Annotated in this window: 20 protein-coding genes, 1 tRNA gene and 1 pseudogene; 7 read left to right on the forward strand and 15 right to left on the reverse strand. The window is 57.7% G+C overall.

Annotated features, from left to right (window positions below; all coding sequences use genetic code 11):
- Nucleotides 1-63: 63 nt before the first annotated feature.
- From actP to acs, 3 genes are all read right to left on the reverse strand, one after another.
- On the reverse strand, nt 64-1,713 hold the full coding sequence (gene actP, locus BJP61_RS03515; protein WP_075192314.1) for a cation/acetate symporter ActP: 1,650 nt from the start codon (nt 1,711-1,713) through the stop codon (nt 64-66).
- Nucleotides 1,710-2,021, reverse strand: a complete 312-nt coding sequence (locus BJP61_RS03520) for a DUF485 domain-containing protein (RefSeq protein WP_038867495.1) — start codon at nt 2,019-2,021, stop codon at nt 1,710-1,712. Before BJP61_RS03520 ends, actP begins: the two co-directional genes overlap by 4 nt.
- Nucleotides 2,022-2,117: 96 nt before the next feature.
- Complete coding sequence (gene acs / locus BJP61_RS03525) at nt 2,118-4,076, reverse strand: acetate--CoA ligase (RefSeq protein ID WP_038867395.1); 1,959 nt, start codon at nt 4,074-4,076, stop codon at nt 2,118-2,120.
- Nucleotides 4,077-4,500: 424 nt separating this feature from the next.
- Here acs and gltP point away from each other — a divergent pair, with 424 nt between their 5' ends.
- The gene (gene gltP, locus BJP61_RS03530) at nt 4,501-5,814 is read left to right on the forward strand and encodes a glutamate/aspartate:proton symporter GltP (protein ID WP_038867496.1); all 1,314 of its coding nucleotides are present in this window, start codon (nt 4,501-4,503) and stop codon (nt 5,812-5,814) included.
- Nucleotides 5,815-6,074: 260 nt separating this feature from the next.
- Here gltP and BJP61_RS03535 read toward each other — a convergent pair whose 3' ends face one another.
- Both BJP61_RS03535 and BJP61_RS03540 read right to left on the reverse strand, forming a co-directional pair.
- Nucleotides 6,075-6,227, reverse strand: coding sequence for a Hok/Gef family protein (locus tag BJP61_RS03535; RefSeq protein ID WP_032966408.1), 153 nt, complete (start codon nt 6,225-6,227; stop codon nt 6,075-6,077).
- Between the two features lie 399 nt (nt 6,228-6,626).
- Nucleotides 6,627-6,779, reverse strand: a complete 153-nt coding sequence (locus BJP61_RS03540) for a Hok/Gef family protein (protein WP_038867402.1) — start codon at nt 6,777-6,779, stop codon at nt 6,627-6,629.
- 547 nt (nt 6,780-7,326) lie between these two features.
- Between BJP61_RS03540 and BJP61_RS03545 the strand changes: the two genes are divergently transcribed.
- From BJP61_RS03545 to yjdP, 3 genes are all read left to right on the forward strand, one after another.
- Entirely contained in the window at nt 7,327-9,183 is a 1,857-nt protein-coding gene (locus tag BJP61_RS03545) for an ATP-binding protein (RefSeq protein ID WP_171997832.1), read from the forward strand.
- Nucleotides 9,183-11,498: a hypothetical protein gene (locus BJP61_RS03550; RefSeq protein ID WP_171997833.1), complete on the forward strand. Its 2,316-nt coding sequence runs from the start codon at nt 9,183-9,185 to the stop codon at nt 11,496-11,498. The genes BJP61_RS03545 and BJP61_RS03550 overlap by 1 nt, the downstream gene beginning before the upstream one ends.
- 106 nt (nt 11,499-11,604) lie before the next feature.
- A complete protein-coding gene (gene yjdP / locus BJP61_RS03555; RefSeq protein WP_038867408.1) occupies nt 11,605-11,946 on the forward strand; it encodes a DDRRRQL repeat protein YjdP in 342 nt (113 codons plus the stop codon).
- Here yjdP and phnH read toward each other — a convergent pair.
- Both phnH and BJP61_RS03565 read right to left on the reverse strand, forming a co-directional pair.
- Entirely contained in the window at nt 11,943-12,539 is a 597-nt protein-coding gene (gene phnH, locus BJP61_RS03560) for a phosphonate C-P lyase system protein PhnH (RefSeq protein ID WP_038867410.1), read from the reverse strand. The genes yjdP and phnH overlap by 4 nt on opposite strands.
- Nucleotides 12,540-13,252: 713 nt before the next feature.
- A complete protein-coding gene (locus BJP61_RS03565; RefSeq protein ID WP_171997834.1) occupies nt 13,253-13,588 on the reverse strand; it encodes a zinc ribbon domain-containing protein YjdM in 336 nt (111 codons plus the stop codon).
- 563 nt (nt 13,589-14,151) lie between these two features.
- Here BJP61_RS03565 and crfC point away from each other — a divergent pair.
- Together crfC and BJP61_RS03575 are read left to right on the forward strand one after the other, a co-directional pair.
- Entirely contained in the window at nt 14,152-16,515 is a 2,364-nt protein-coding gene (crfC, locus tag BJP61_RS03570) for a clamp-binding protein CrfC (RefSeq protein WP_161580883.1), read from the forward strand.
- A 5-nt stretch (nt 16,516-16,520) separates the two neighbouring features.
- On the forward strand, nt 16,521-17,372 hold the full coding sequence (locus BJP61_RS03575) for a diguanylate cyclase regulator RdcB family protein (protein WP_171997835.1): 852 nt from the start codon (nt 16,521-16,523) through the stop codon (nt 17,370-17,372).
- Between the two features lie 32 nt (nt 17,373-17,404).
- On the opposite strand, the gene kdgT is transcribed toward BJP61_RS03575, so the two are convergent.
- Nucleotides 17,405-18,400 (reverse strand): 2-keto-3-deoxygluconate transporter, encoded by a 996-nt coding sequence (gene kdgT, locus BJP61_RS03580; RefSeq protein WP_038867497.1) that lies wholly within the window; start codon nt 18,398-18,400, stop codon nt 17,405-17,407.
- A gap of 399 nt (nt 18,401-18,799) precedes the next feature.
- On the opposite strand from kdgT, the gene kduI reads away from it, so the two are divergent.
- Complete coding sequence (gene kduI, locus BJP61_RS03585; RefSeq protein WP_038867421.1) at nt 18,800-19,636, forward strand: 5-dehydro-4-deoxy-D-glucuronate isomerase; 837 nt, start codon at nt 18,800-18,802, stop codon at nt 19,634-19,636.
- 59 nt (nt 19,637-19,695) lie between these two features.
- On the opposite strand, the gene yghU is transcribed toward kduI, so the two are convergent.
- The 7 genes and pseudogenes from yghU to BJP61_RS03620 all read right to left on the reverse strand — a co-directional run bounded on the left by yghU (nt 19,696) and on the right by BJP61_RS03620 (nt 26,278).
- Nucleotides 19,696-20,562 carry a glutathione-dependent disulfide-bond oxidoreductase gene (gene yghU / locus BJP61_RS03590; RefSeq protein WP_161579059.1) on the reverse strand — a complete coding sequence of 289 codons (867 nt, stop codon included), beginning with the start codon at nt 20,560-20,562 and terminating at the stop codon, nt 19,696-19,698.
- A 109-nt stretch (nt 20,563-20,671) separates the two neighbouring features.
- Nucleotides 20,672-21,633: pseudogene (locus BJP61_RS03595) on the reverse strand (nickel/cobalt transporter).
- Between the two features lie 342 nt (nt 21,634-21,975).
- Nucleotides 21,976-22,051, reverse strand: a tRNA-Phe gene (locus BJP61_RS03600).
- 114 nt (nt 22,052-22,165) lie between these two features.
- The gene (locus BJP61_RS03605) at nt 22,166-22,741 is read right to left on the reverse strand and encodes a transcriptional regulator (RefSeq protein ID WP_038867430.1); all 576 of its coding nucleotides are present in this window, start codon (nt 22,739-22,741) and stop codon (nt 22,166-22,168) included.
- Between the two features lie 50 nt (nt 22,742-22,791).
- The gene (locus tag BJP61_RS03610; protein WP_161578851.1) at nt 22,792-24,528 is read right to left on the reverse strand and encodes a protein-disulfide reductase DsbD; all 1,737 of its coding nucleotides are present in this window, start codon (nt 24,526-24,528) and stop codon (nt 22,792-22,794) included.
- The gene (gene cutA / locus BJP61_RS03615; RefSeq protein ID WP_038867443.1) at nt 24,504-24,851 is read right to left on the reverse strand and encodes a divalent cation tolerance protein CutA; all 348 of its coding nucleotides are present in this window, start codon (nt 24,849-24,851) and stop codon (nt 24,504-24,506) included. The genes BJP61_RS03610 and cutA overlap by 25 nt, the downstream gene beginning before the upstream one ends.
- Nucleotides 24,852-24,976: 125 nt before the next feature.
- The gene (locus tag BJP61_RS03620) at nt 24,977-26,278 is read right to left on the reverse strand and encodes an anaerobic C4-dicarboxylate transporter (protein WP_038867445.1); all 1,302 of its coding nucleotides are present in this window, start codon (nt 26,276-26,278) and stop codon (nt 24,977-24,979) included.
- Nucleotides 26,279-26,326 lie beyond the last annotated feature (48 nt).

The following is a 26,326-nucleotide window of genomic DNA, read 5'->3' on the forward strand; positions in this document are numbered from 1 at the left end:
CAGGTTTGGATATGGCGGAGGGGGAAAAATGTGATCCCCGGCCGCAATGGCCGGGGGAAGGGGTTAGTGCGAGCGGCCCTGTTCGATGCCAAGACCGGTTTGCGAGCGGATAAACTGCGCGCGGAACTGCTCGCGCTCCAGGTTGCCCTCCGGGCTGTTATCGGTCGCTGAGAAAATCCAGATGCCGATAAACGCGACGGCGATGGAGAACAGCGCCGGGTACTCATACGGGAACACCGGCGCGCTATGGCCGAGCACCTGCACCCAGACGGTCGGGCCAAGCACCATCAGGATGACGGCCGTCAGGAGGCCCAGCCAGCCGCCAATCATCGCGCCACGGGTGGTCAGCTTCGACCAGTACATGGAGAGCAGAATTATCGGGAAATTACAGCTGGCGGCAATCGAGAACGCCAGGCCCACCATGAAGGCGATATTCTGTTTCTCAAAGAGGATGCCGAGCAAAATAGCCACCACGCCGAGCACCAGCACGGTGATTTTCGACACCCGCAGCTCTTCACGCTCGGTCGCGCCCTTGCGGAACACGTTGGCGTAGAGATCATGCGATACCGCCGAAGCGCCCGCGAGCGTCAGGCCGGCGACCACCGCCAGGATGGTGGCGAAAGCGACCGCCGAGATAAAGCCCAGGAACAGATTGCCGCCCACCGCGTCGGCCAGATGCACCGCCGCCATATTGTTGCCGCCAATCAGCGCGCCGGCGGCGTCTTTAAAGGCCGGGTTGGCTCCCACCAGCATGATGGCGCCAAAGCCGATGATAAAGGTCAGAATGTAGAAGTAACCCATAAAACCGGTGGCGTAAAAGACGCTTTTACGCGCTTCGCGGGCATCGCTGACCGTGAAAAAGCGCATCAGAATATGCGGCAGACCCGCGGTGCCGAACATCAGTCCAAGGCCGAGCGAGAGCGCCGAGACCGGATCTTTCACCAGCCCGCCAGGGCTCATGATGGCGCTGCCTTTCGGGTGCACCGCCATCGCCTCAGAGAACAGATTGTTAAAGCTGAAACCGACATGCTTCATCACCATAAACGCCATAAAGCTTGCGCCAAACAGCAGCAGCACGGCTTTGATAATCTGCACCCAGGTGGTCGCCAGCATGCCGCCGAAGAGTACGTACATCACCATCAGCACGCCTACCAGCACCACGGCGACGTGATAGTTGAGGCCGAACAGCAGCTCAATCAGCTTGCCCGCGCCGACCATCTGCGCAATGAGATAGAGCGCCACTACCACCAGCGAGCCGCAGGCGGAAAGCAGGCGAATGGGCCGCTGCTTCAGACGGTAAGAGGCGACATCCGCGAAGGTATAGCGCCCGAGGTTGCGCAACCGCTCGGCGATTAAAAACAGAATAATCGGCCAGCCTACCAGGAAGCCCAGCGAGTAAATCAGCCCGTCGTAGCCTGACGTGTAAACCAGTGCGGAAATCCCCAGAAAAGACGCGGCGGACATAAAATCGCCAGCAATCGCAAGGCCGTTCTGGAAGCCGGTAATGTTGCCGCCCGCCGTATAATAATCGCTGCGCGAGCGGGTGCGTTTTGAGGCCCAGTATGTGATGCCAAGCGTCAGCGCCACGAAAATCAGGAACATGATTATCGCCTGCCAGTTGGTCGGCTGGCGCTCAACATTACCGGTGAGCGCGTCAGCCAGGACCGCGGGCGACAGGGCCATCAGCAGCGGAAAAAGCATCCTTTTCATCATGACTGCACCTCTTTGAGCACCGCATGGGTCAGACGGTCAAATTCGCTGTTGGCGCGCCAGACATAGACGCCCGTGAGAATAAACGAAATCAGGATAACGCCGATGCCTATCGGAATGCCGCGCGTGACGCTGCTGCCAGGCGAGAGCGGCGTGCCGAGCCAGCCCGGCGCGAACGCGATAAGCAGGATAAAGCCGACGTAGATAATCAGCATGATGATGGACAGGATGAAGGCAAACCGTTGCCGTTTATGAACTAACTCCCTGTAAGGCGCACTGTTCTCTATCTGCTGACAAATATCGTTATTCATCATCGCAGTCTCCAGAAGTAGGGTAGGGGTTTTATTATCAGTAGGGTGGTTTCCCCTCCCCGTTGCGGGGAGGGAGCCGCCAGGAGCGGTGTTCGGTTATGACGGCATCGCGATGGACTGCTTCTCTTCGAGCAGTTTTTCCACCACGCCCGGATCGGCGAGCGTCGAGGTATCGCCGAGGTTGCTGGTATCGCCTGCGGCGATTTTGCGCAAAATGCGGCGCATGATTTTGCCGGAGCGGGTTTTCGGCAGCGAATCCGTCCAGTGCAGCACGTCCGGGGTCGCCAGTGGGCCAATCTCTTTGCGCACCCAGTTTCGCACTTCGCTGTAAAGCTCTGCGGTGGGTTCCTCACCGTGATTCAGCGTCACGTAAGCGTAAATCGCCTGGCCTTTGATACTGTGCGGAATACCCACCACGGCGGCTTCGGCGATTTTCGGATGCGACACCAGCGCAGATTCAATCTCCGCCGTGCCGAGACGATGGCCGGAGACGTTCAGCACGTCATCCACGCGCCCGGTTATCCAGTAGTAGCCATCTTCGTCGCGACGCGCGCCGTCGCCACTGAAATACATGTTTTTAAAGGTCGAAAAATAGGTCTGCTCGAAACGCTCGTGATCGCCGAACAGCGTACGCGCCTGGCCTGGCCAGGAGTCGGTAATCACCAGGTTGCCTTCAGTGGCGCCCTGTTGGGGGTTGCCTTCGTTATCCACCAGCGCTGGCTGCACCCCAAAGAATGGACGCGTGGCGGAACCGGCCTTGAGCTCGGTCGCGCCCGGCAGCGGCGTTATCATGAAGCCGCCGGTTTCGGTCTGCCACCAGGTGTCGATAACCGGGCATTTTTCGTTGCCGATTTTCTTCCAGTACCACTCCCAGGCTTCCGGGTTGATGGGCTCGCCCACCGAGCCGAGAATGCGCAGCGACGAGCGGTCAGTGCCGTCGATGGCTTTATCGCCTTCGGCCATCAGCGCGCGAATGGCTGTCGGCGCGGTATAGAGAATATTGACCTTATGCTTATCCACCACCTGCGCCATGCGGTTGGCGGATGGCCAGTTTGGCACGCCTTCAAACATCAGCGTGGTCGCGCCGCAGGCGAGCGGCCCGTAGAGCAGATAGCTGTGTCCCGTAACCCAGCCCACATCCGCAGTACACCAGTAAATATCGCCCTGATGGTAATCGAAGGCGTAGAGGAAGGTGGTGGCGGCATAGACCAGATAACCGCCGGTGGTGTGCAGCACCCCTTTCGGTTTGCCGGTCGAGCCGGAGGTATAGAGGATAAATAGCGGATCTTCAGCGTTCATCTCTACCGGCTGGTGGTGCGCGCTGGCTTTCTCGACCAGCTCATTCCACCAGAGATCGCGCCCTTCGTGCCATTCGGTCGCGCCGCCGGTGCGTTTAAAGACCACCACATGTTCAACGCTGGTCACGCCCGGGTTTTTCAGCGCGTCGTCGACGTTCTTCTTAAGCGGGATTGCACGGCCAGCGCGTACGCCTTCGTCCGCGGTGATAACCAGACGGGCGCTGGAATCGATAATGCGCCCGGCAACGGCCTCCGGCGAAAAGCCGCCGAAAATGACCGAATGCACCGCGCCGATACGGGCGCAGGCCAGCATAGCGACTGCGGCTTCCGGCACCATCGGCATATAGATAGCGACAACATCGCCTTTTTTAATGCCAAGATCGGTCAGCGTGTTGGCAAAGCGGCAGACGTCGCGATGCAGTTCGCGATAGGTGATGTGTTTGCTCTGGGTGGCGTCGTCGCCTTCCCAGATGATCGCGGTTTGATCGCCGCGCTCGTTAAGATGTCGGTCAAGACAGTTCGCCGCCAGGTTTAGCGTGCCGTCTTCATACCATTTAATGGAGACATTGCCAGGTGCGAAGGAGGTGTTTTTCACCTTCTGGTAAGGGGTGATCCAGTCGAGGATTTTGCCCTGTTCGCCCCAGAACGCGTCAGGGTCATGTACAGATTGCTGATATTTCGCATCATATTGTTCAGGCGTTATCAGGCAGCGTTCCGCGATAGCCGCGGGAATAGGGTGTTTGTGGATTTGGCTCATGGCTTTTTTCTCCTTTTAGATGTTAATGATATGTCACGCAAAAGTTAAGAACAGGCTCGAGAATAGCTTTGTTTACTTTTTGGGCGGCAGATCACGCATTCCCGAAACTGCATGAAAATTCATCAAACGAATCTTTCAAGGAAAATAATTGCTATTAAGTATTATTTGCTGACTCGATTTTATAATCCTTTTAATAACATTGGCTTATAATTGATTATCGCGATAAATTAGGGTTATTAAGGCAAATTTCAGTGAATATGCCTGTTCTTAAAGGGTTGCGCAGGATGCCGTGCAAGTGGTACTGATTAAACGCGTTAAAAAACCCCACAATATCACCCAACGTTTGTCATACCCCTTTCAGCTTGCGTCGTTCTCATTCGAGCACGCGTGGGAATGGCGCTGTAATTTAGGAAGTAAAGTCGTTATGAAAAACAGTAAAATCAGCCTGGCCTGGCAGATCCTGCTGGCCCTGGTGCTGGGTATTCTTCTGGGCAGTTTTCTTCATTATCAGACGGATAGCCGTGAATGGCTGGTGACTAATCTCCTTTCGCCCGCAGGCGACATTTTTATTCATCTCATCAAAATGATTGTGGTGCCGATTGTTATCTCCACGCTGGTGGTCGGGATTGCCGGTGTCGGCGATGCGAAACAGCTTGGGCGCATCGGCGCGAAAACCATCCTCTATTTTGAAGTGATCACCACCGTCGCGATCGTGCTTGGCATTACGCTTGCGAACGTGTTTCAGCCAGGCAGCGGCATCGATATGTCGCAGCTGGCAGCGGTGGATATTTCAAAATATCAGCATACGACCGAAGAGGTGCAGAGCCACGCTCACGGCCTGATGGGTACCATTCTGTCGCTGGTGCCGACCAATATTTTCGCCTCGATGGCGAAAGGCGAAATGCTGCCCATCATCTTCTTCTCGGTCCTGTTCGGCTTAGGGCTGTCTTCGTTGCCAGCCGCACATCGTGAACCTCTGGTGACGGTGTTCCGCTCCGTGTCCGAAACCATGTTTAAAGTCACCCATATGGTGATGCGCTATGCACCGGTGGGGGTGTTTGCGCTGATCTCGGTAACAGTGGCAAACTTTGGTTTCGCATCGCTCTGGCCGCTCGCGAAACTGGTCATTCTGGTGTACGTGGCGATTCTGTTCTTCGCGCTGGTGGTGCTCGGCGCGGTGGCGCGGATGTGCGGGCTGCGCGTCTGGACGCTGATCCGCATTCTGAAAGATGAGCTGATTCTGGCCTACTCCACGGCAAGCTCTGAAAGCGTGCTGCCGCGTATTATCGAAAAAATGGAAGCCTATGGCGCGCCTGCTTCCATCACAAGCTTTGTAGTCCCTACCGGCTACTCGTTTAACCTCGACGGCTCAACGCTTTATCAGAGCATCGCGGCGATTTTCATCGCGCAGCTTTACGGGATTGAGCTGTCGCTGGGCCAGGAAATTATCCTGGTGCTGACGCTGATGGTGACCTCAAAAGGCATCGCGGGCGTCCCGGGCGTCTCTTTTGTGGTGCTGCTGGCGACGCTTGGCAGCGTGGGCATTCCGCTGGAAGGCCTGGCGTTTATCGCGGGCGTTGACCGTATCCTCGACATGGCGCGCACCGCGCTGAACGTGGTGGGTAATGCGCTGGCGGTGCTGGTTATCGCCAAGTGGGAGCACAAGTTCGACCGCAAAAAAGCGCAGGCTTATGAGCGCGAGGTGCTTGGCCGGTTCGACAGTACCGCCAACGATTAACGCGCCGCACTTAAGGCTTTGCGCGTACTGTTCTGCAAACCCCGCTCCGGCGGGGTTTTTTTATGGCTCCGGCGGCGCGCTGAATGCCGCGTACGAGAGGCTTACGACCTGCCAGCCCGCGCCAACGCTGCCGGCGTAAAACAAGGCGGTGTAAACAAGGTGGCGTACCGCCAGAGGCGATACGCCGATAACCGTAAAAACGGGTGCGTTAAGCACTCAACGCCAGCAAGTCGGGCGGAGCGAACTCCGCCCGGAAAGCATTACCGGTCAGAGCAGGCAAGCCGTGCCGCCACCTCCTTATTTCCGTGCTTTATCGTTAACTCACATAACGTGCCGTGGTTAATTAAAGCGAAAATTAATATCGTGACGCAAAATACAACGAAACATGCGAACAGATATTTGAGTGGCTTCATGCCTTTTACTCCTTGCCTTTCGGCGAGTAAGCGGCTAATCTCAACTTGTTGGGAGTTGAGGGTTAGCCTCGGGTTAATAGGAATATTGCCCGGGGCTTTCTTCTTTCTGTCCCTCGCGTCGGCTTAAGACAGAAAGTCTTAAGCACCCGACGTCCATCATAATGCTCATCACGCCTGATTTAAATAAAAATCCAAATGTAATTTAACGCGGGTTTGTTGCATTTATTTTGGTGATGGATATTAAATGGCCGCAGAGTAATATGAATATACGTGCCGTTTTTAGCGCAATAAAATCTCATATACCTACGAGCAGACCACATTATGCGAGCAGGAAAAATTGGGTGCGTTAAGTCCTCAACGCCCGGCTTGCCGGGCGAGGAAACCCCGCCCGGGAGAGCCTTACTTGTCCTTACAGGAAAGCTTAGCTGCCACCTCCTGGTTGCCGCTTCTGATGGTAAACTCGCATAACATACCCCGATTCATTAAAGCAAAAATCAAAATAGTTACGCAGACCACTAATAAACAGGCCAGTAAATAACGCAGTGGCATCATGCCTTTTACTCCTTGCAATTCGATGAGTAAGAGGCTAATCTCAACTTGCTGATGGTTGAGGGATAGCCTCGGGTTAATAGAAATATTGCCCGGGGCTTTCTACTTTCTGTCCCTCACGTTTGCTTAAGACAGAAAGCCTTAAGCACCCGTGCTTATAATACTCCTCTCCCTCAATTTTTAAATAACAAGCATAATGTAATTCCCAATGCGCCGTTTGCAGGGTTTCTGGAATAACGCTCGCATTTTGTAGTCTTTTTAAATAACAGTTCGCTTAACAGAATATTATTACGCGCTCCCGTAAAGGCGGTGATTTACGGTATTTTATTCCCGGGCAGGCGTGCTGAAATGCCCGTATTGCATATTCTTATGAAGAGAGAACGCGTGCGGCGGGCCAGCGGTCCTGAAAACTATCGGGAATGATAGTATACCCCACGCCCGTACACCCTTATCATCTCTCCCTTATGTCTGCCGAAAAGGCGAAGACGCGCTTGCGCGCCGCCCGGCCAGGCCTACCGACAACCACAGCCGGAAAATACAGAGAGTCACAGTGGATAACCTCATTACCGCGCCATTAACAGGACAACACGAGACGCCGGTGAACTTGCCGGGGTTAATGCAGGTGCTCAGCAAACACCTTTACTCCACGCCGATGGTCGCCATCCGTGAACTGGTACAAAACGCGCATGACGCGATTGTCAGACGACGACTGGAAGAGGGCGCTGCGGACCGGCTTGCGGAAATCCGCGTCACGGGCGACACGCAAAACCGCACCATCGTCATTCATGATACCGGCTCGGGCCTGACGGAGCAGGAGATCCACGATTTCCTGGCGACCGTCGGCGTGGGCTACACCCGCCATCTGCGCCAGCAGGATGACAACACCGGGCTTATCGGGATGTTTGGTCTCGGTTTCCTTTCCGCCTTTGTGCTGGCGGAGCGGGTCACGGTACACACTACCTCCTGGAAAACGCCCGACGAAGGCTGGCTTTACGCCTCCGCCAGCGGCGAAACCTACAGCGTAACGCCTGCGAGCCCACGCGAGCCGGGCGCCACCGTCACGCTGCATCTGAAAGACGAATTCTTATACCTGGCGAATAACAAGCTGCTCGGCGACGTGCTGGGCCGCTACTGCATATTAATGAAAGAGCCGCTGTTCGTCGGTGACGAGCAGACGGCGGTAAATCACCTGACGCCGCCGTGGCGCGCTACGTCGCAGGAGGGCGTGGCGCTGCATCCGGCGCTGCGTCAGAAGCAGAATATCGAATTCGCCAGCCGCTTCGAGCGCGCGTTTACCCCGCTGTGTACGTTGCTGGTCGAACCTTCGGGCGACAGCGACGCAGTTGGCATGCTGTGGCTGCAGGATGGCGCGACGTATGGCACCAGCGATAACCGCAATCTGTCGCTGTTCCTGCGCGGCATGTTGCTTGACGATCAGGCGCGCGAACTGTTGCCGCCCTGGGCTGGTTTTGTCGGCGGCGTTATCGAGTCTAACCGCCTGACCCCGACCGCCAGCCGCGAGGATTTGCAGCGCGACGTCACCTGGTACGCCACCCAGGCGGCGCTGACCGAGGCGCTGATTAACGGCCTCGCGGAGCTCGCCAGACAGCAACCCGCCGTCTGGCGTCGCGTGCTGGTGCGTCACAATGAAGCGCTGCTCGGCGCGGCCATCTGCGACGATCGTCTGTTCGATCTGTTAAAAGATGAGCTGCTGATCCCGACCTCACAGGGCGATCTGCCAGTGAAGGCGCTGCGCCAGAACAACACGCTGCATGTCATGCTCAGCGAAGAAGGCGGCTTTGAGGAGATGCTGTTCCGTCTCTCCGGGCGTCCGGTCGCGCTGGGCTATCGTTACGCCGTGGTCCCGTTCCTGCGCCGCTGGGCGACGCTTTATGGTGCGCGCCTGGTGGAAGTGGGCACGTCGGCGGGTAACGAGCAGCTTTTTGCGCTGCATGACGTCAGCGAGGAAGAAGCCGCCTGGTGGAGCGAGCAGTTGCGCGACGACGAGGAGTGCGTGATGTCCTCGTTTGAGCCCGCGACGCTGCCGCTGGTGATGGTGGTCAACCGCGACGCCGAGCTGAAAGCCCGGCTGGAGCAGGATGATGCCGATCGTCGTATGAGCACCGCCGCGCTAATGCTGGCGCGCCAGTTCGCCAGCAAGATAGAACAGCAAGCGCCGGTACGGCTCTACATCAATTTTAATAATCCCGCGGTAAAAGCCTTATCACAGGCCTGGCGCGCCGGGCAGCCCATCGCGCCCGGCGCCACGCAGCTGCTGAAAAGCCTCAAAATTATTCTTGCTCTGGCGACGGGAGATTCCCGTGAGTATGACTTCCGTCAGGCGCTGGAGACATTCAGTTGCATCACTGCGCAACTTATTACACCGACAACAAAAGGAAGCAACTAATGGATATCTGGGCATGGTATGAGCAATATCAGCGGGACCTGGAAGAAGCCGGTAAACCCTGGATAACGCAGCATGTCGATAAACTGATCGATTCCGTTGTTGAAGTGCAGACCGGTAAAACCGAAGCGCTGTTGCCGGAAGCGCGCGCGCTGAAGAAAACTTCAGGCAATCCGTGGATCGAAGTCATGGTCGGCCACTGGGAGATGCGCCACCGCATCGGCAACCTTGGTGAAGGCGAAAAAGCGCTGGGCGACGTGGTCGCGCTGTTTGAACGCGCCCATCAGGCCGATGCCGCGGAGTGCCCGCAATCCATTTGCGTCACCCAGGATCTCAGCGCCTGTTACAGCAACGTCGATGGTCCGGGCTGGGCGGATGAGCGTATCGCCGTCTGTCAGGAGACGCTCTCTAAAATCACCCCGCTGCGCAGTTGCTTTCTGTGTCTTTCGGAAGAGCAATTCTTTGCGATGATCGACAAAGGCGAAGTTGAGCAGGCGCTGGCGTTTGTTCATCAGCAGATGGAAAAACGCCGCGCGGCAGGCGAAGAAGATGTGAATGGCCTGAAAGAGAACGAAGCGCAGGCGCTGATGCTGCTGGGTCGTTATGACGAAGCGCTGGCGATCATCGATCAGCTGCATGAAGAAGAGATGGAAAACAGCAGTGAGCAGACCCGCCAGGTCATGATGATGATGAAAGCGGAAGTCCTGGCGCTGATGGGCCGCGAAGAAGATGCCCGCGAATGGCTGTTGCCGTGGGATCGTCTCACGGCTTATAACCGTATGCGCTGGGTACGCGTGGTGGAGCAACTGGCGCGCCTCAACCCGGCATACAACAACTGGCAGACCGGCAGCGCGCTGCAGCTGATCCTGGAGCAGCGTCTTGAAGCCCAGGCCTGGCGCGAAGCGGTTATCGTCGCGAAAACCCATATCGCGATGGCGCTGGCGCGCGGCACCACCTGGATCGCGCGTCGCGCGCTGTCGCTGGCGAAAGACTGTGCTGCCAAATTGCGCAACCCGCATGACGAAGATGCCGCCCTGGCGGCGTTCGAGCAGCAGATCGCGGCGATGGAAACCCAGGTCGAACTGCCGGTGCCTGCCGAAGCGCTGATGGCCTGGCTTGAGGAGCGCGGCGAGCAGGAAGGCGTCACGCGCGATCCGGAGCAGGAGGCCCAGTGGCTGATGCTGGCGTCTGCGCAGCGCCCTGACGACGAAAACCTGTTGATGCTCGCGGCCTCCGCGCTCGAAGCTTGCCAGGCGCACGGCGAAGCGACAGATCTGCTGCGCGGCTGGCAGAAACGTCATCCGCAGGAGGAGGCGTCGCCGCTGTTCCATCTGCTTTCCGCGCTGCTTAACGCGCGCCATTACGAAGAGATCCAGACGCTCGCCGACACCTATCGCGATGCGCTGCCGCATGTGGCGTTGTGGTTTGAAGTGCAGGTGGCGCAGGCGCAGGAAGACTGGGAAAAACTGGAAACCTTAAGCCAGGCGCTGCGCGCCACGCCGCAGGGCCAGCAGAAAATCGCGCCGCTGATGCTGGCAGGCCAGGCGGCGATGCGCCAGAAAGCGTACGACCGCGCGACAGCTTACTTTAAAGATGCTGTGGCGATGATGGACGCGCGTGAAGAGGACGCCAGTAACATCCTGTGGGATCTGCTTACCGCCGCCAGCGCCAGTGAAGACTGGACGACCGTGCGTGAAGCCGGCGCGCGTCTCGGCATGCAGTTCAGCACTGATGAAGGCCCGGTTGAGGAAGAGTGGGGCACTGTGCGCCTGCGTTTCTTCGAGAATCACGACGAATATTTCTATTTCGCCCAGCGAACCGGCCCGGTGACGGCGCGCGTTTTCCAGCCGTCATGGCGTAAAGCGCCGCAGCATATGAACGAGTCGGTGGTATTTGACGCTAACCTGCTCAACACGCCGCCGGAAGATGAACAAGAGCGCGCGAACTTCATTCCGCTACATAACGTCGTGAAAACGCTGGCGCCGGGCGACTACGCGCCGAGCTGGTTTATCGACGGCGTCGATCCGGGCGAAGAGACGTTCAACGCGTTTGTGAATGGCGTGCGTCAGCGCGGCGGTGCCGTCTGGGTACATTGCGAATCGGATTACCAGGTCACGGATAGCGAAAGCGGCGAAACCCTGCCGGGCATCTACTTTATGCTCGCGATGCCGCAGTCCGTCTCGCCGCTGGAAGTGGATGCGATGCTTGGCGAACTGACGCAGGGGTGGAAACACCCGATCCACTGGCTGGATGTCGCCATCAGGGGCGGCCTTGATGAAACCCGTCACCGCCAGGTGATGGAGCGCTACCAGCTATAGTCGATATAACGGGCGGCGGTCAGCGCCGCCCGATTTGAGAATCCTCCGCTGTCTGCCGTTCTTTTCCCTCATTATTTTAAGACCAGTCAAACACAGGGCTGGCTTTATGAAATCACATCTTCACGCCTGGCTTTTCGCCGCGCTTTCTCTCTCCAGCAGCCATGCGCTGGCGGACGGTCTCGATTCGGTCTTTGACGATACGGTGAATGCCGTTACAGAAGCGATCAACGACGCGTATCGCCCGGATAGTCGCGACACGCAGGATAACCGTGACTACGACGACGAGAGCCGCACGCGTTATGACGAGAGTCATACACGTTATGAAGAGCGGCGCAGACGTCTGGAGGAGCGTCACCGGCAACTGGACGAGCGCCAGCGGCGACTGGATGAGGAACGCCGCCGTCTTGAGGAAGAAGAGCAGCGGCTGGATGAGGACGCGTATCGCTAGCGGCCGCTGTCGGCGATTTCCACATGGGTCGCGCGCGGGATAGCCAGCAGGCGATCGCCACAGGTGAGCAGCAGATCAATGCCAAGCGAACCCGCATGCAAGCGATCGGCGAGCTGTTCAATAATGCACTCCGGCAGTTGCGGCGCGATCATGCGCTCTTCCGCAATGCCCGCGCCCGTCAGGCGCAGCATCCGTCCACCGCTCAGGCTGTTGACCTGTAAAATCAGCGTGGCGCTGTGTTCAGGCGCAATGGCGCTGCCGTGGGCCAGCCGGTCGGGCAACAACGGGTTGAGGTTGTCATCGGCGACGGCAAACACCGCGTCGTCCGGCGTTTCGGCAATCCGCGTGCCGGTATGAAAGCGCAGGTTGGAGCGCACAATATCATTTGCCAGTGAAGGGGACAGCCACACGGGCGTATCGTTATCGGTCAGCGTGAGCAGCACGCTGGTGGTGGCCACGCTGAGTGGCTGCCAGCCGTGGCGAAGCAACTGCAGCGACACAATTACGCCAGGCTCGCTCATGGCCTTTAGCAGGCGACGAAAGCACTGTTGCGCATCGTGCACCGGTGAATCAAAGGCGGTATTTAACGTCATCAGGATCTCCATACTGCTGCGCATCACGGCGTGACGTCAGCAGACGTTGCCGGATACAGGTTGCGGCACATCCTGACGGCCTAATATGACCCTAATGTTAAACAAACATGACAGGCCGATGAATTGTGACGCAATAAATGAAGGAGACGATCGCGCTGCCTTTAGCGGAATCATCGATGAGAGAAGGTAATATTCGGCTTAAGTCAGGTAAGAAAAAATAACACCGTCTTGCGTTAAATAAACAGAGCGCGCAGGTATGATTATTATTCTTCACTGTATGCGCCGCTATTATATATCCGATTGCTAATTTTAATATTATATTGCGTGGCGTCTTTTTTGTATTTAAATGAGAGCCATTAATAATATTCTTAAAAGAAACTGGTGAAAAGTTAAGCAGGGCTTAATTTGTGTGTAGGAGTTATTTATTCTGTTGATTTTAAAGGGGATTTATAGAAATGGCTTATCTGTTTTCTATTTTACGCCGCTTTCCTGGTTTTTCTCATTCTTTTTTTAGAATGAACGCGAAAATAAGGGCTGGATCGCAATAACGATAGCGTGGCGACAAAATGTCGTCTTTAAAAATTCAGCGATAAATCGGGCGGGCGCGCTATTTTATTCTGCCCAGAGCTCCGTCCAGTTGGCATGCGGCTGTCTGGGACCCTGGGCTTGCCGCGCTGGCTGCCAGCCCAGGGGAAATGCGCTCTGGCGGGGCGTCAGCTTTTTTTGACGAACTCAGATTTGAGCTTCATCGGGCCGAAGCCGTCGATTTTGCAGTCGATGTTATGATCGCCTTCCACGAGGCGGATATTTTTCACCTTAGTACCGATTTTCAGCATCGACGAGCTGCCTTTTACCTTGAGATCCTTAGCAATTGTGACGCTGTCGCCGTCGGCCAGCGGGTTGCCGTTGGCATCTTTTACGACCAGCGCGTCGCTCTCAGCGGCGGCTTCGCCATCGCGCCATTCATGCGCGCATTCAGGGCAGACGTAAAGATTATTATCCAGATAGGTATACTCAGAGCCGCATTGCGGGCAGGCTGGCATTGACATGGTTTCTCCTTAAAATAAACCAACGGGGCAGCAAAAAAAGGCTGCGCAAGAAGCGCTCGCTGACGCGACGCGCGCGAAGGGCGGGATTATACCCTAAAACCTTACCTTTTACGGGCTTGTTTACGCCTGGCACCTCGCCGCTTTGAAGCCGTGCTCACCTTTTTCCTGCCGGGATAAAACATATATCGTGATTTATTGCCAGGCGGTGTTATTCTGAAGCGGTTAATGTAGAGTCGTATTATTAAATCCATCCCCGGAAGTCGGCGCATTTTTGTCAAATGGTCGATGTGAGGATATATTCTTTCACTCTGAAATACCGGTTACCCTCTGGTATGAGAGCGTGATTATTTGGTTTCCTGACGAAGATGAAGGTTCAGAAACGTTTCTCATCGTCTCAAACTTATTTTACCACAACGATGGTATGGCATTTTTTTACGCCAGTTTTCCATCGGGTATCGTTGTGAAACGCAGGATATTTTCCACACGTAATTATAAAAGCCGCATTGAGCTAATAAAAAATTAAGGCAAAAGGTCATTTAATTTGTGTTAAGGAAAGATTTTTCATGCACACACAGACTGTATTTGAAATGAATCAGGAAGCGGAGCGGCTACTTCAACTGGCGTTGCATAATCTCAGCGCCATGAAAAAGGTGCCGCTGGCAGCGCAGGACGATCGTGGGAACACCGTCAGGCAGGCATGCGCAACCGTACATCCTCTTCATTTTTCCGTGCGGGGTATGGAGGCCCAGCAGGAGATGTTGCAAGCTGAGCTGCGAAAAACCACGCATCAGGAGATGGTGTTGGCGATTGTCGGCACGATGAAAGCCGGTAAATCGACCACCATTAATGCGATTGTCGGCAAAGAGGTGTTGCCGAACCGCAACCGTCCGATGACGGCGCTGCCGACGCTTATCCGCCATACGCCGGGCCAGAAGGAGCCGGTGCTGCATTTTTCGCACGCCGGGCCTATCGAAACGCTGATGCAGGCGCTGCGCGCGCGTTTACAAAACGCCTCGCGCGACACCCTGGCGCGGCGTCTTGAAATCGACCGCGATATGGACGCTCTGCTGGCGCGTATCCTGAACGGCACGTCCTTTGAAAAACACTATCTTGGCGCACAGCCGATTTTTCACTGCCTGAAAAGCTTAAACGATCTGGTGCGTCTCTCAGGCGTGCTGGATGTGCCTTTTCCGTTTCGCGCTTACGCCGCCATTGAACATATTCCGGTGATAGAAGTGGAGTTTACCCACCTGGCCGGGATGGAGCGCGGGCTGGGCCAGCTGACGCTGCTGGACACACCGGGGCCGAACGAAGCCGGGCAGCCGCACCTGCAAAAAATGCTTCAGGAACAAATCGCCCGCGCCTCGGCGGTCCTCGCCGTGATGGATTACACCCAGCTGAAATCGACCTCCGACGAAGATGTGCGTCTGGCGCTTGCGGCGGTGGGCGAGTCGGTGCCGCTCTACGCCCTGGTCAATAAATTCGATCAGATGGATCGCAACAGCGACGATGAAGATCAGGTGCGGGCGCTGATCGCCGGCACGCTGATGAAAGGCGCTATCGATCCGGCGCATATTTTCCCGGTTTCTTCCATGTGGGGTTATCTGGCCAACCGTGCGCGCCAGGAGCTCGCACAGCATGGCTGCCTGCCGCCTCACGACGAACAGCGGTGGGTGCAGGATTTCGCCGAGGCGGCGCTGGGTCGCCGCTGGCGGAGCGCCGATTTCACCGATGCCGCGCACCTGCGCCATGCCGCCGATCTGCTCTGGGAAGATTCCCTTTTCGAAGCGCCCATTCGCGCGATTTTGCACACGGCGCACGCTCACGCTTCGCTCTATGCGCTGCGTTCGGCCTGCGCAAAATTAATTCACTATGCGCAATGCACCCGGGACTACCTGGACTTTCGCTGTCAGGGGCTGGATATCGCAAATGACCAACTGGTGGAGAGTATCTCTCAAATGAAGAATGACATCGCACAGCTACAACGTTGCCAGGCAGATGCCAGCAAAGCCATTCAGGAACACGTCGTTCAGGCGCTGGGGCGCGCTTCGGAGAATATCGCGGGTCACGAGCAAAAGGTGCTGGCGGACATCGCCAGTTATTTCGATACCGGCAACGTGCCGCCGCTTTCTCTTAGCAGCCCGGTACGCCGCGCGGTGACCTGGGGCCGCGATTTCGACGCGGGCAGCGAACAGCTGCATCTGGATAAGGAAAGCGACGCGCGGATGCTGCTGCATAAAATTCGCGCCTCCTGCGAGTTGATTCTTTTATCGGTACAGGAAAATCTGACCCGCGACCTGGCGGCCCATTTCAGCGAACTGGAAACCGCCCTGGGCGACATCCTGCGCGCCGCGCTGGCGCCGCTGGAACAGCGCGTCACGGAAGGGCTGCGCCGCACCGGTTTTCGCGCGCATATCACGCTGCCGGTATTCCAGCGCAGCCAGCTTAACTTCAACGCGCACCAGCTGTTTAACGATGTGATTGAAGAAGAGAGCGTGCCGGTCGCCAGCGCGCCACGCAACAGCGGCGTGCGCGGCACCGTGGCCCGCTGGCTGAACAGCAGCGATTTGGGTTGGGAAGATTGTACGGCCATGCGCTCGCGCTACGTTATCGACCTGCCGCAGCTCAAACAGACGCTGAGCCGTTATGTCAGCCGGTTCTGTGCGCAGATTCGCCAGGCGATGAACGCGCAGGTCGATATCTCCGTGACGGCGGGCATGGCGACGTTTTTCGCGGAGTTCCAGATGGCGATGGCGGCCATTGAGGCGAACCTCAGGCAGAGCCTGACGGCGCGCCAGCAGAGCGAGTCATCGCGTAACGCGCTGCGTGAGCAGCTTCAGCAGTGCGCGCGAACCGCGCGCGACATTAATGAAGATGCCCGTTCGCTGCGTGACGATATTCAGACGTTGTTTTCCGTGGAGCACTGAACGCCATGAACGGTTCACTCATTGAAGGGCCGGGCCGACATTTACACGCGCTGCGCGGGCGCCTGATGGTGGATCTGGCGAAAGGGCCGGAAGACGAGCGCCACTGCCGCCCGCACCCGCAGCATCAGAAAGTGCGCGAGCGGCTGCAAAAATCGCTGGTGGTGGCCGAGCCGCCTGCGGCGACGCCGGAAATCCTGGCGTTAAACATGCTGGCGACGCTTGCCCGTCAGAGCCCGCCGGGGCATCTGGCGCTAAGCCTGACGGCGCAGACGCTGGCCTTTCGCCGCCAGCGATTCAGCGAAAAGGGCGCGTCGGCGCCCTTCGCGCAGGCGCTCGACGTCATGGCGTGCCAGTACCAGCACAGCGCCGCGCGGCTGGAGTCGCAATTGCGTCAGAGCGATTTAATGGCGTCAGCGCAGCGTCATATCAGTGACGTGATGACGCGCTGGAAAAGCGGTGAGTTTAACGGCTGGTCGCCCGCGGGGCGCTGCTACGTGGCGCTGGAGGAGCTACGCTGGGGCGCGTTCGGCGACGCGTGGCGCCTGGGCGAGCCCCACCTGCGAAGCACGCTGTTGCCACAGGTATATGAAGAGATGGCGCTTCGGCTGGCGCAGAGCGCCAATGCCTCAGCCCATACGCGCCACTTCTGTCAGCAGTGGATGCATACGCCGCCGCAGCCGGGCCTGCTGGAACATAAAGATATGCTCTGCTGGCTGGGCGCGGAATATGACGAGGAACGCCATCCGGTGAGCTGGTCGATAACCCAGACATGGCAGAGCATGTCGCTTGGCATGCCGCGCATCTGCTCTGCACGGCGGTTGGTGAACGCGCTGGTGGAAGAGATTTTCCTGCTCTGAAAAAAACACCCCGCCGGAGCGGGGTGTGGGAGTTAACGCGGCAGCGTTCCGACGCTCTGCGCTTTCTGCGCCTCCGGCACCTGTTTCGCCACATGCCGGGCATACAACGCGGTAATAATGGGCACCAGAATCGCCGTCACGATAACGCTCGCGGCCACCAGCGCCGTAGCCGACGCCGCCACCGGTTCAAACGCCGGGTTGATTTGCGCGATGATAACCGGGTTCGCCACTGCGGCACCCGCCGCTGACGACGCCGCCACGCCCGCCGTACCGTTACCGCCGCCCAGGAGTTTATCCGCCAGAATCAACGGAATGCCGGTGATGATGATAACCGCCACGCCCAGCAGGATCCCAAGCAGACCGGTCTCCATAATCACGCTCAGATTAATGGTATTGCCAAGCGCAAAACCAAAGAACGGGATCAGCACCGGCGTGGCTTTACTGAAGAACGCGCGCAGATCGTGGTCAAGGTTACCCAGCGCGAAGCCGATCAGAAACGGCAGCACCGCGCCGATGAAGTGATGCGGCTCGAAAGAGGCGAGGCCCGCAGAGCCTAAGATCACCATCGTCATCAGCGGACCGGACTCCAGCGACATCAGCACAAACGCGCCGGACTCTTCCTTCGTGCCGTACTGGTTCATCAGGCTGGCGTAGAGGCCGCCGTTGGTCATGTCCATCGCAGAGACGATAGCCAGCACAGACAGCCCGGCGAAAAAGCCGGTCTGGATGCCGGTATCCGGAATAAAGGACGCTGCAATCATCGCGACCAGCCAGGCCACGGCAATTTTGGTCAGCACCAGCGTGCCCGATTTACGGAGCACCGTTCCCGTCGCACGCAAATCAATGGACGCGCCAATACAGAAAAACCAGACGGCGAGAATAGGCACCGTTCCGCTAATCATACCTTTTGTAAACGAGCCGAAATAATTCCCGGTCTGTGGAGCCAGCGTATTTAAAATAGCCCCGAGTAACAGCGGGATAAGCATCATCCCTCCCGGAATGCGTTCCATAGTGGCTTTAATCTTCATCATAAACCTCAGCGGTATTATTCAGCCCCTGGCCGAATTAAGGTCAAAAGAGTCCCGCGATAAAAATCATTGATTTTCACCGTGTTAGTTCGTTTTTTTTGTGTAGGGCGGCAGCACAAAGGCAGCTGCGGCTATCATCAGTTTTATGAGTATGGAGAGTCGTCTGTCGTGACTTATCCCGTTATTGAAGTAACTGGTGCTACTATCTCTCTTGTGGAATAATGATTCAATAGAAATGAAACGCTGTTTTGGTTATCTTGATCACATTATTGATTCACGCATTTGCTAGCATCAAACTCAGCGAAAATTTATGTAAATTCATTGTTATTTAATTTGGTTTTTTCACGCATATCATACCGGGGGCGACGTTATCCCCCCGTAACGTCACGAGGAGTCAGAATGGACGTTCGTCAAAGCATTCACAGCGATCACGCGAAAACCCTGGATACCGCCGGGCTGCGCAAAGAGTTCTTAATCGAGAAGATTTTTGTGGCTGATGAGTACACCATGACTTACAGCCATATCGATCGCATCATCGTCGGTGGGGTTATGCCGGTGAACCGCACCGTTAGCGTGGGCGGTGAAGTGGGCAAGCAGTTGGGAGTGAGCTATTTTCTGGAGCGCCGCGAGCTGGGCGTTATCAATATCGGTGGGCCGGGGATCATCACGGTGGATGGCACCCGTTATGAGATGAACAGCCGCGACGGGCTGTATGTTGGCAAGGGCGCGCAGGAAGTGGTGTTTGAGAGCGTGGATGCGGCGAGCCCGGCCCGTTTTTACTACAACTGCGCGCCGGCGCATACGACCTTCCCGACCAAACGCGTCACGCCGGCGGATGTCTCGCCGGTGCATCTTGGCGAGGACGTCACCAGTAATCGCCGCACCATCAATAAATACTTTATTCCCGATGTGCTGGAAACGTGCCAGCTCAGCATGGGGCTGACTGAACTCGCGCCGGGCAACTTGTGGAACACCATGCCGTGCCATACGCATGAGCGCCGCATGGAGGTCTATTTCTACTTCGGTCTCGAAGAGAATAGCTGCGTATTCCATATGATGGGCCAGCCGCAGGAGACGCGTCATATCGTGGTGCAAAACGAGCAGGCCGTCATTTCTCCGAGCTGGTCGATTCACTCAGGCGTTGGCACGCGCGCTTACACCTTTATCTGGGGAATGGTGGGCGAAAATCAGGTGTTCGACGATATGGATCATGTCGCCGTAAAAGATCTGCGTTAACGGTTCACGCGTTTACGCGCATAAAAAAAGCCTCGTCACTGACGAGGCTTTTTTGTGGCTTACGCGCCGCGTTTGTCTTCGGTATTTTGCTCAAAATCCGAGGCGTCGTGCCGTTCGTGAAGCTGCTCGTTAAGTGGCCCCCAGGTGCGGTTAACGATACGGCCGCGCTGTACCGCCGGACGTTGCGCCACCTCTTCGGCCCAGCGTTTCACATGTTTGTATTCATCAACCTGCAGGAACGTGCTCGCCTCATACAGCCCGCCGATAACCACATTGCCGTACCACGGCCAGATGGCGATATCGGCGATGGAGTACTCGTCGCCCGCGATAAAACGATGCTGCGCGAGCTGGCGATCCAGCACGTCGAGCTGGCGTTTGGCTTCCATCGTGAAGCGGTTAATCGCGTATTCGATTTTCTGCGGCGCGTAGTGGTAAAAATGACCGAAACCACCGCCAAGATAGGGCGCTGAGCCCTGCAACCAGAACAGCCAGTTCAGCGCTTCGGCGCGACCGGCAAAATCTTCCGGCAGGAAATGACCGAACTTATCGGCGAGATAGAGCAGGATCGCGCCGGATTCAAACACCCGTACCGCCGGGGTCACCGAGCGGTCCAGCAGCGCCGGGATCTTGGAGTTCGGGTTCACATCCACAAAGCCGCTGGAGAACTGATCGCCTTCGCCGATGCGAATCAGGTGCGCGTCATACTCCGCGCCACTGATGCCGAGCGCCAGCAGCTCTTCCAGCAGGATCGTCACTTTCTGGCCGTTCGGCGTGCCGAGGGAGTAAAGCTGTAGCGGATGTTTGCCGACCGGCAGCGTTTTCTCATGCGTCGGCCCGGCGACAGGGCGGTTGATGCTGGCAAAGGCGCCGCCAGATTGCGGTTCCCAGGTCCAGACTTCAGGTGGCTGATATTCGTTTTGAGACATAGTGTTATCCCGCGCGATAAGTAAGTAATAAACCGGGCGTCCGGTTCGCGTTTTCGAGTGTAGCAGGCGGCGGCGTCTTCACCTGTTATCCGGTTGTGGCATTACGGGCTCAACAACCGGCGGCGATATAGTCGCCATTAGGGCTAATGGGGATCACCGTTAAAAACAGCACGACGGCGAACAGCAGCAGCGCCAGCCCGCCGGCAATTTGCAGCAGCGCGGCGATACGCTGCGCCTGACGAGGCGTGGTTTGACCGCCGAACAACCTTGTGGTGGCGTTGCGTGCATACTGCACGCCGAGCGACAGCGCCATAATGGAGAGCGCCGTGCCGAGCGCCATCGTCATCACCGCCGCGATGCCCCAGCTCACCATGCCGAGCGCGTTGGCGAACAGCATAATCATAATGGCGCCGCTACACGGCCGCGCGCCGATGGCGAAAATCACGCCCAGTCGGGCGCGCCAGTCGCTGTCATCCGTCGTCTTGCCGACGCCGTGATGACCGCAGCCGCAGTCTTCCGGGTGAGAACCGACCGGCGTCAGCGCGCGGATGTGCAACCGGGGGGACGGAGGCTGCGCACCGCGCGCAGGAGCAAAAATAGCCCGAACGCGCCGATAAGCAGCGCGCTCGCTTTTTCGAGATACCAGCGGCTCTGGCTGAGATCGCCCGAGGCCAGGTTAAAACCTACCGCCAGGATAAACACAAACGCGATGGCGCTCACGCCCTGCATCAGGCTGCCTGCGAGCGGCACCAGCCGCGCGGCGAGAAGGCTTTCGCGGTTGGTGGCGAGGTAGGCGCTGACGATAAATTTGCCGTGGCCCGGCCCGATGGCATGCAGCACGCCGTAAATAAACGCGCCGCTGATAAGCCAGATACCGCCGGTGTATTGATGGTTATTGAGCTGTAAGAGATAGAGCACCAGATAACGGTGCAGGGCGATTTGCAGGCTAAATGCCCACTGAAGAAACGCGCCCCAGTGGCTCCAGAGTAAAAATGCCGCGCCCAGCGCGCAGAGCGTCAGCAGCAGCGCGCCAGGACGTTGCCAGCGGCGATTCAGAATGGCAGTCGACATGCGGATACCCCGTGAATAAGCATCCAGCAAGTATAACGATGTCAGCCGCAGAGGCCAGCGGGGAAGGGGCGAAGCGGGCAAAGGGACAGGGGTATCCAACAACGTTCGATGGTTCGATGGCGATCCCCGATCCCTAAAAGCAAAAACCCGCCTTTTGGGCGGGTTCTCTGAATAAGTGGTGCCCGGACCCGGACAAAACGCCGGGAGCGTTTTTGCACAGCGCGCCGCGCTGCCCGCAGGGCGAGTCGCAGGGATGCGACGAGTGAATCGAACGACGTTCGATGGAGAGTCCGGCTCCCCAAAAGCAAAAAACCAGCCCGTAGGCTGGTTTTTCTGAATAAGTGGTGCCCGGACTCGGAATCGAACCAAGGACACGGGGATTTTCAATCCCCTGCTCTACCGACTGAGCTATCCGGGCAACGGGGCGCATTAAACCGTAAAGGCCCGAAGGCGTCAACGGCTTTGTCATAAAAAATCCCTGAAACTGTGCTGACTGGCTGATTTTCAGGCAAAAGCGGCCCGTCAGCGCGCCTCAGGTCAGGGCGCCGCCCTGACGGCACTGCGCGAAACGCAGGATATCTTCAGCGAGGCGACGCGCGGTATCCACATCCGCCTGGCTGCGCTTCACCAGCAGGCGGCTCAGGCAACCTTCCAGCACCAGTTCCATCTGTTCGGCGACCATCGCCGGGTCGTCCACCTCCAGTTGCGTCAACAGCTCATGCGTATAGTCATACGCGGCGCGCTTTTGATTATCCGCCAGCTGATGAATGGGGTGGGACGCCTCCGGGTAAAACGTACAGGCGGCGATAAACAGGCAACCCGGGTAGCGGTCCTGGCTGACGCAATCCGTCAGCGCCTGATAGCGCGCCATCAGCTTCTGCTCGGCGCTCAGCGTATCGTCATAAATCAACTGGCGGCGCCAGGCATCCACGCGCTGGCTTAAATAGCGCAGCGCGTCATACAGCAGCGCTTCGCGATCCGGCCAGTAGCGCTGCATCTCTTCCGCCGGACACTGCGCGGCAGCGGCCACCATTTCTGGCGTGGTATTAGCAATCCCTTCCTGTTCAAGCACATGCAGGGCCTGCTCCAGCACTTCTTCACGTTGCACGGTCTACTCCTCTCCGTTTAGCCCAACGGTTTCTCCCACCCAAGTGTTGTTTACCGCAGGCGATTGTGCAAATGCGTGGTGAATGCGGGCGCGTCCATAAAGCCGGTGACGCGGGCGTTCACGATTTCGTTGCCCTGTGCATCGAAGAAAATAATGGTGGGCAACCCGAGGACGTTAAGGCGCTTCAGCAGCGCGACATCCGCCGCGCGATTGGCGGTTACGTCGGCCTGTAACAGCACGGCGCCGTTGAGCGCGCGCTGCACGTCCGGCGCGCTGAAGGTGTATTTCTCAAACTCTTTGCAGGCGACGCACCAGTCGGCGTAGAGATCGAGCATGACCGGTTTGCCTTTCGCCTGCGCCAGCGCCCGGTCGAGATCGCCCACCGTAGCGATGCGCGTAAAGTTCAGATGCGCCTGCGTTTCTGCCGTGGGCGCGCCGAAGGCCCAGTCCTGCAGCGGACGGGCGCAAATCAGCGCGGCGCCCAGCAGCACAATTTGTACCGCGCGCATCCAGGTTTTAACGGCGCTGAGGCTCGTAATAAACGCCCAGCCGAAGAACGCGACGCCAAGTGCGCTCCAGAGCCGCAATCCCCACGGCTCGCCCAACACGCGCTCCAGCAGAAACACCGGCAGAGCGAGGATAACAAAGCCGAACGCGATTTTTACCTGCTCCATCCACGGCCCGCTTTTCGGCAGCAGACGGTTGCCGAACACAGTCACCAGCATCAGCGGCAGGCCCATGCCGAGCGCGTACAGATAAAGCGTGCCGCCGCCAAGCCACAGATTGCCGCTTTGGGCGATGTAAAGCAGGATGGCACTGAGCGGCGCGGTGGTGCAGGGCGAGCAGATAAGCCCGGCAATCGCGCCCATCGCGAAGACGCCGCCTGGCGAGCCGCCGCGCTGGCGGTTGCTCATTAGCGTCAGGCGCGTTTGCAGCGACGCGGGCAGTTGCAGCGTGAAAAGCCCGAACATGGAGAGCGCCAGCAGGATAAATACCACCGAGAGCGTTACCAGCACCCACGGGCTTTGCAACGCTGCCTGAAATTGCAGCCCGGCGGCGGCGACAATCAGCCCCAGCGCGGTGTAGGTCAGCGCCATACCCTGAACGTAGACAAACGCCAGCAGCAATGCCCGCCCGGTCGAAAGACGTTTCTCGCCGCCAAGCACGATGCCGGAGATCAGCGGATACATGGGCAGCACACAGGGCGTGAAGGCGACGCCGATGCCAATCAGCAGCGCCCAGAGGGCGGAGAAGGGCAGCGTGGCGGGCGGTGCGTCGTTCTTCACTGCATCTCGCTCCCCGGTGGAGAGAGAGGGCTGTTCAGCGTGGGATTGTGCGGCGGCATCTGCGGCTTTCGGCGGCTCAACCGCGCTCAATGGCACGCTGCGCGTTTCGGGGGGATAACAAAAGCCAGCGTCGGCGCAGCCCTGGTAGGTGACGGTCAGCATCGCGCCCGTCGATGCCTGCTCTACCGTAAGCGGCACGCTGAGGCGGTCACGGTAAATCTCGCTTTTGCCGAAGAACTCATCTTCATGCCACTCGCCGGCGGGCAGCGCGGGGGAGGCGACGCGCGCGTTCGCGGGCGTCACGCGGATCTGCTGGCGGTAGAGGTAGTAACCGGGCTTAATCTGCCAGGTCAGCGTCAGGTCGTCTTGCTGCTGCTGAAAATCGAATGCAAAGGCCTGGTCTGCAGGAACAAATTGTGAGGCGTGTTGCTGGCTGAAAAGGCCAGCGGAGGCCTGGAGGCTGCAAAAAAGCAGGATCAGCGTAAGGATGCGTTGAGCCATGAGAGGTAGTCTTCGTCTCCGTGAATGACAGGTATGACAAGCAGTTCGGGCGTCTGGTAAGGATGATGGGTTTTCAGACACCTCAGCAGTGCCTGCTGGCGCGCGGTGTCGCTTTTCAACACCATCTGCACTTCGTACTCCTGCTCCAGTTTCCCTTCCCAGTAGTAGAGCGAGGTCGCGCCCGGCAGCAGCGTGACGCAGGCGGCGAGGTTTTCCGCCAGCGCTTTGGCCGCCAGATCCTGCGCGGTGGCTTCGTCCGGCGCGGTGCAAAGCACGACGACCGCCTCCGGCGCGGCGTGAGTAACGGTATTTTCATCCAGCATAGAGCCCTCCTGCCTGAAACGTTCAAACGGTTACTATACAACGGGCGGAGTGCGCGCGTTAGCGACGGAGTGTAAGCGTGGGTTTTGGCGCAGGAAAAGGGGCGCCGCAGCGCCCCGAAAAGGCGTTACAGCAGTACGCTGCCGAGCAGGAAGCCGAAGCAGACCGACAGCACGACGCCGAGCGTGCCGGGAATAAAAAACGGATGGTTGAAAACAAAACGCCCGATACGGGTCGTGCCGGTGTCATCCATCTGGACCGCGGCCACCAGCGTCGGATAGGTCGGCAGAATAAACAGGCCGGACACGGCGGCGAACGAGGCCACGGCAGTCAGCGGCGAGACGTTGAGCGCCAGCGCCATTGGCATCAGCGCTTTAGCGGTGGCCGCCTGCGAGTAGAGCAGCGCCGAGGCGACGAAGAAAATCAGCGCCAGCAACCACGGATGGCCCTGAATCACGCTGCCTGCGGTCGCTTTGATCCAGTCGATATTATGGGAAACGAACGTGTCGCCAAGCCAGGCCACGCCAAGAATACAGATACAGGCGCTCATCCCGGCTTTAAACGTGCTGGAGTTCAGAATGCTGTCGGTTTCCACGCGGCAGATAAGCGTGATAAGCGTTGCAACGCTCAGCATGATGATAAGGATAGCGCTGGTGGTGTTCATTAACGGTTTCGCCACCAGACCCAGGCTTGGGCTGTTGATAATGGCGTAAGCCACCACGCAGACCACACCCAGCAGGAACAGCCAGACGGACGTTTTGGCGCGCGGTTTGATTTCAACCTGCTTGTCGCCGCGCAGCTCAATTAATCCTTCCGACAGGCGCTTCTGATAAACCGGATCGTCAGACAGCTTTGAGTTAAACAGCACGGAAACCAGAAACGACATGACCAGTACGGCGGCGAGCGTGGACGGCATCACGACCATCAGCAGATGAATGTAGCTGACGCCGTGCCCTTCCATTACAGACGACATATACACCACGGCGGCGGAAATCGGCGAGGCGGTAATGGCGATCTGCGCGGCGACGACGGCGGTCGAGAGCGGGCGGCAAGGCTTCACGCCCTGTTCTTTCGCGACTTCGGCGATAACCGGCAAGGTAGCCAGCGAGATGTTGCCGGTGCCGGCGAAAATGGTCAGAAAATAGGTGACTACCGGTGCCAGGATCGTGATGTATTTCGGGTTCTTGCGCAGTAGCTTTTCCGTCTGGTTCACCAGGAAATCCAGCCCGCCTGCGACCTGCATCGCAGAGATGGCGGCGATCACCGCCATGATGATAGAGATAACGTCAAAAGGAATATTACCGGGTTTAACCCCGATGGCGGCGAGCACCAGCACCCCCAGCCCGCCGGCGTAACCTATGCCGATTCCCCCCAGCCTGGCGCCAAGAAAAATCGCCAGTAAAACGATGATAAGTTCGACAACTATCATGATGGCTTCCTTGATGGTTAATTATTGGATAATTAAAAGTTATAATTT

This window comes from Cronobacter sp. JZ38 (assembly GCF_008932145.1).
GTDB lineage: Bacteria > Pseudomonadota > Gammaproteobacteria > Enterobacterales > Enterobacteriaceae > Cronobacter > Cronobacter muytjensii.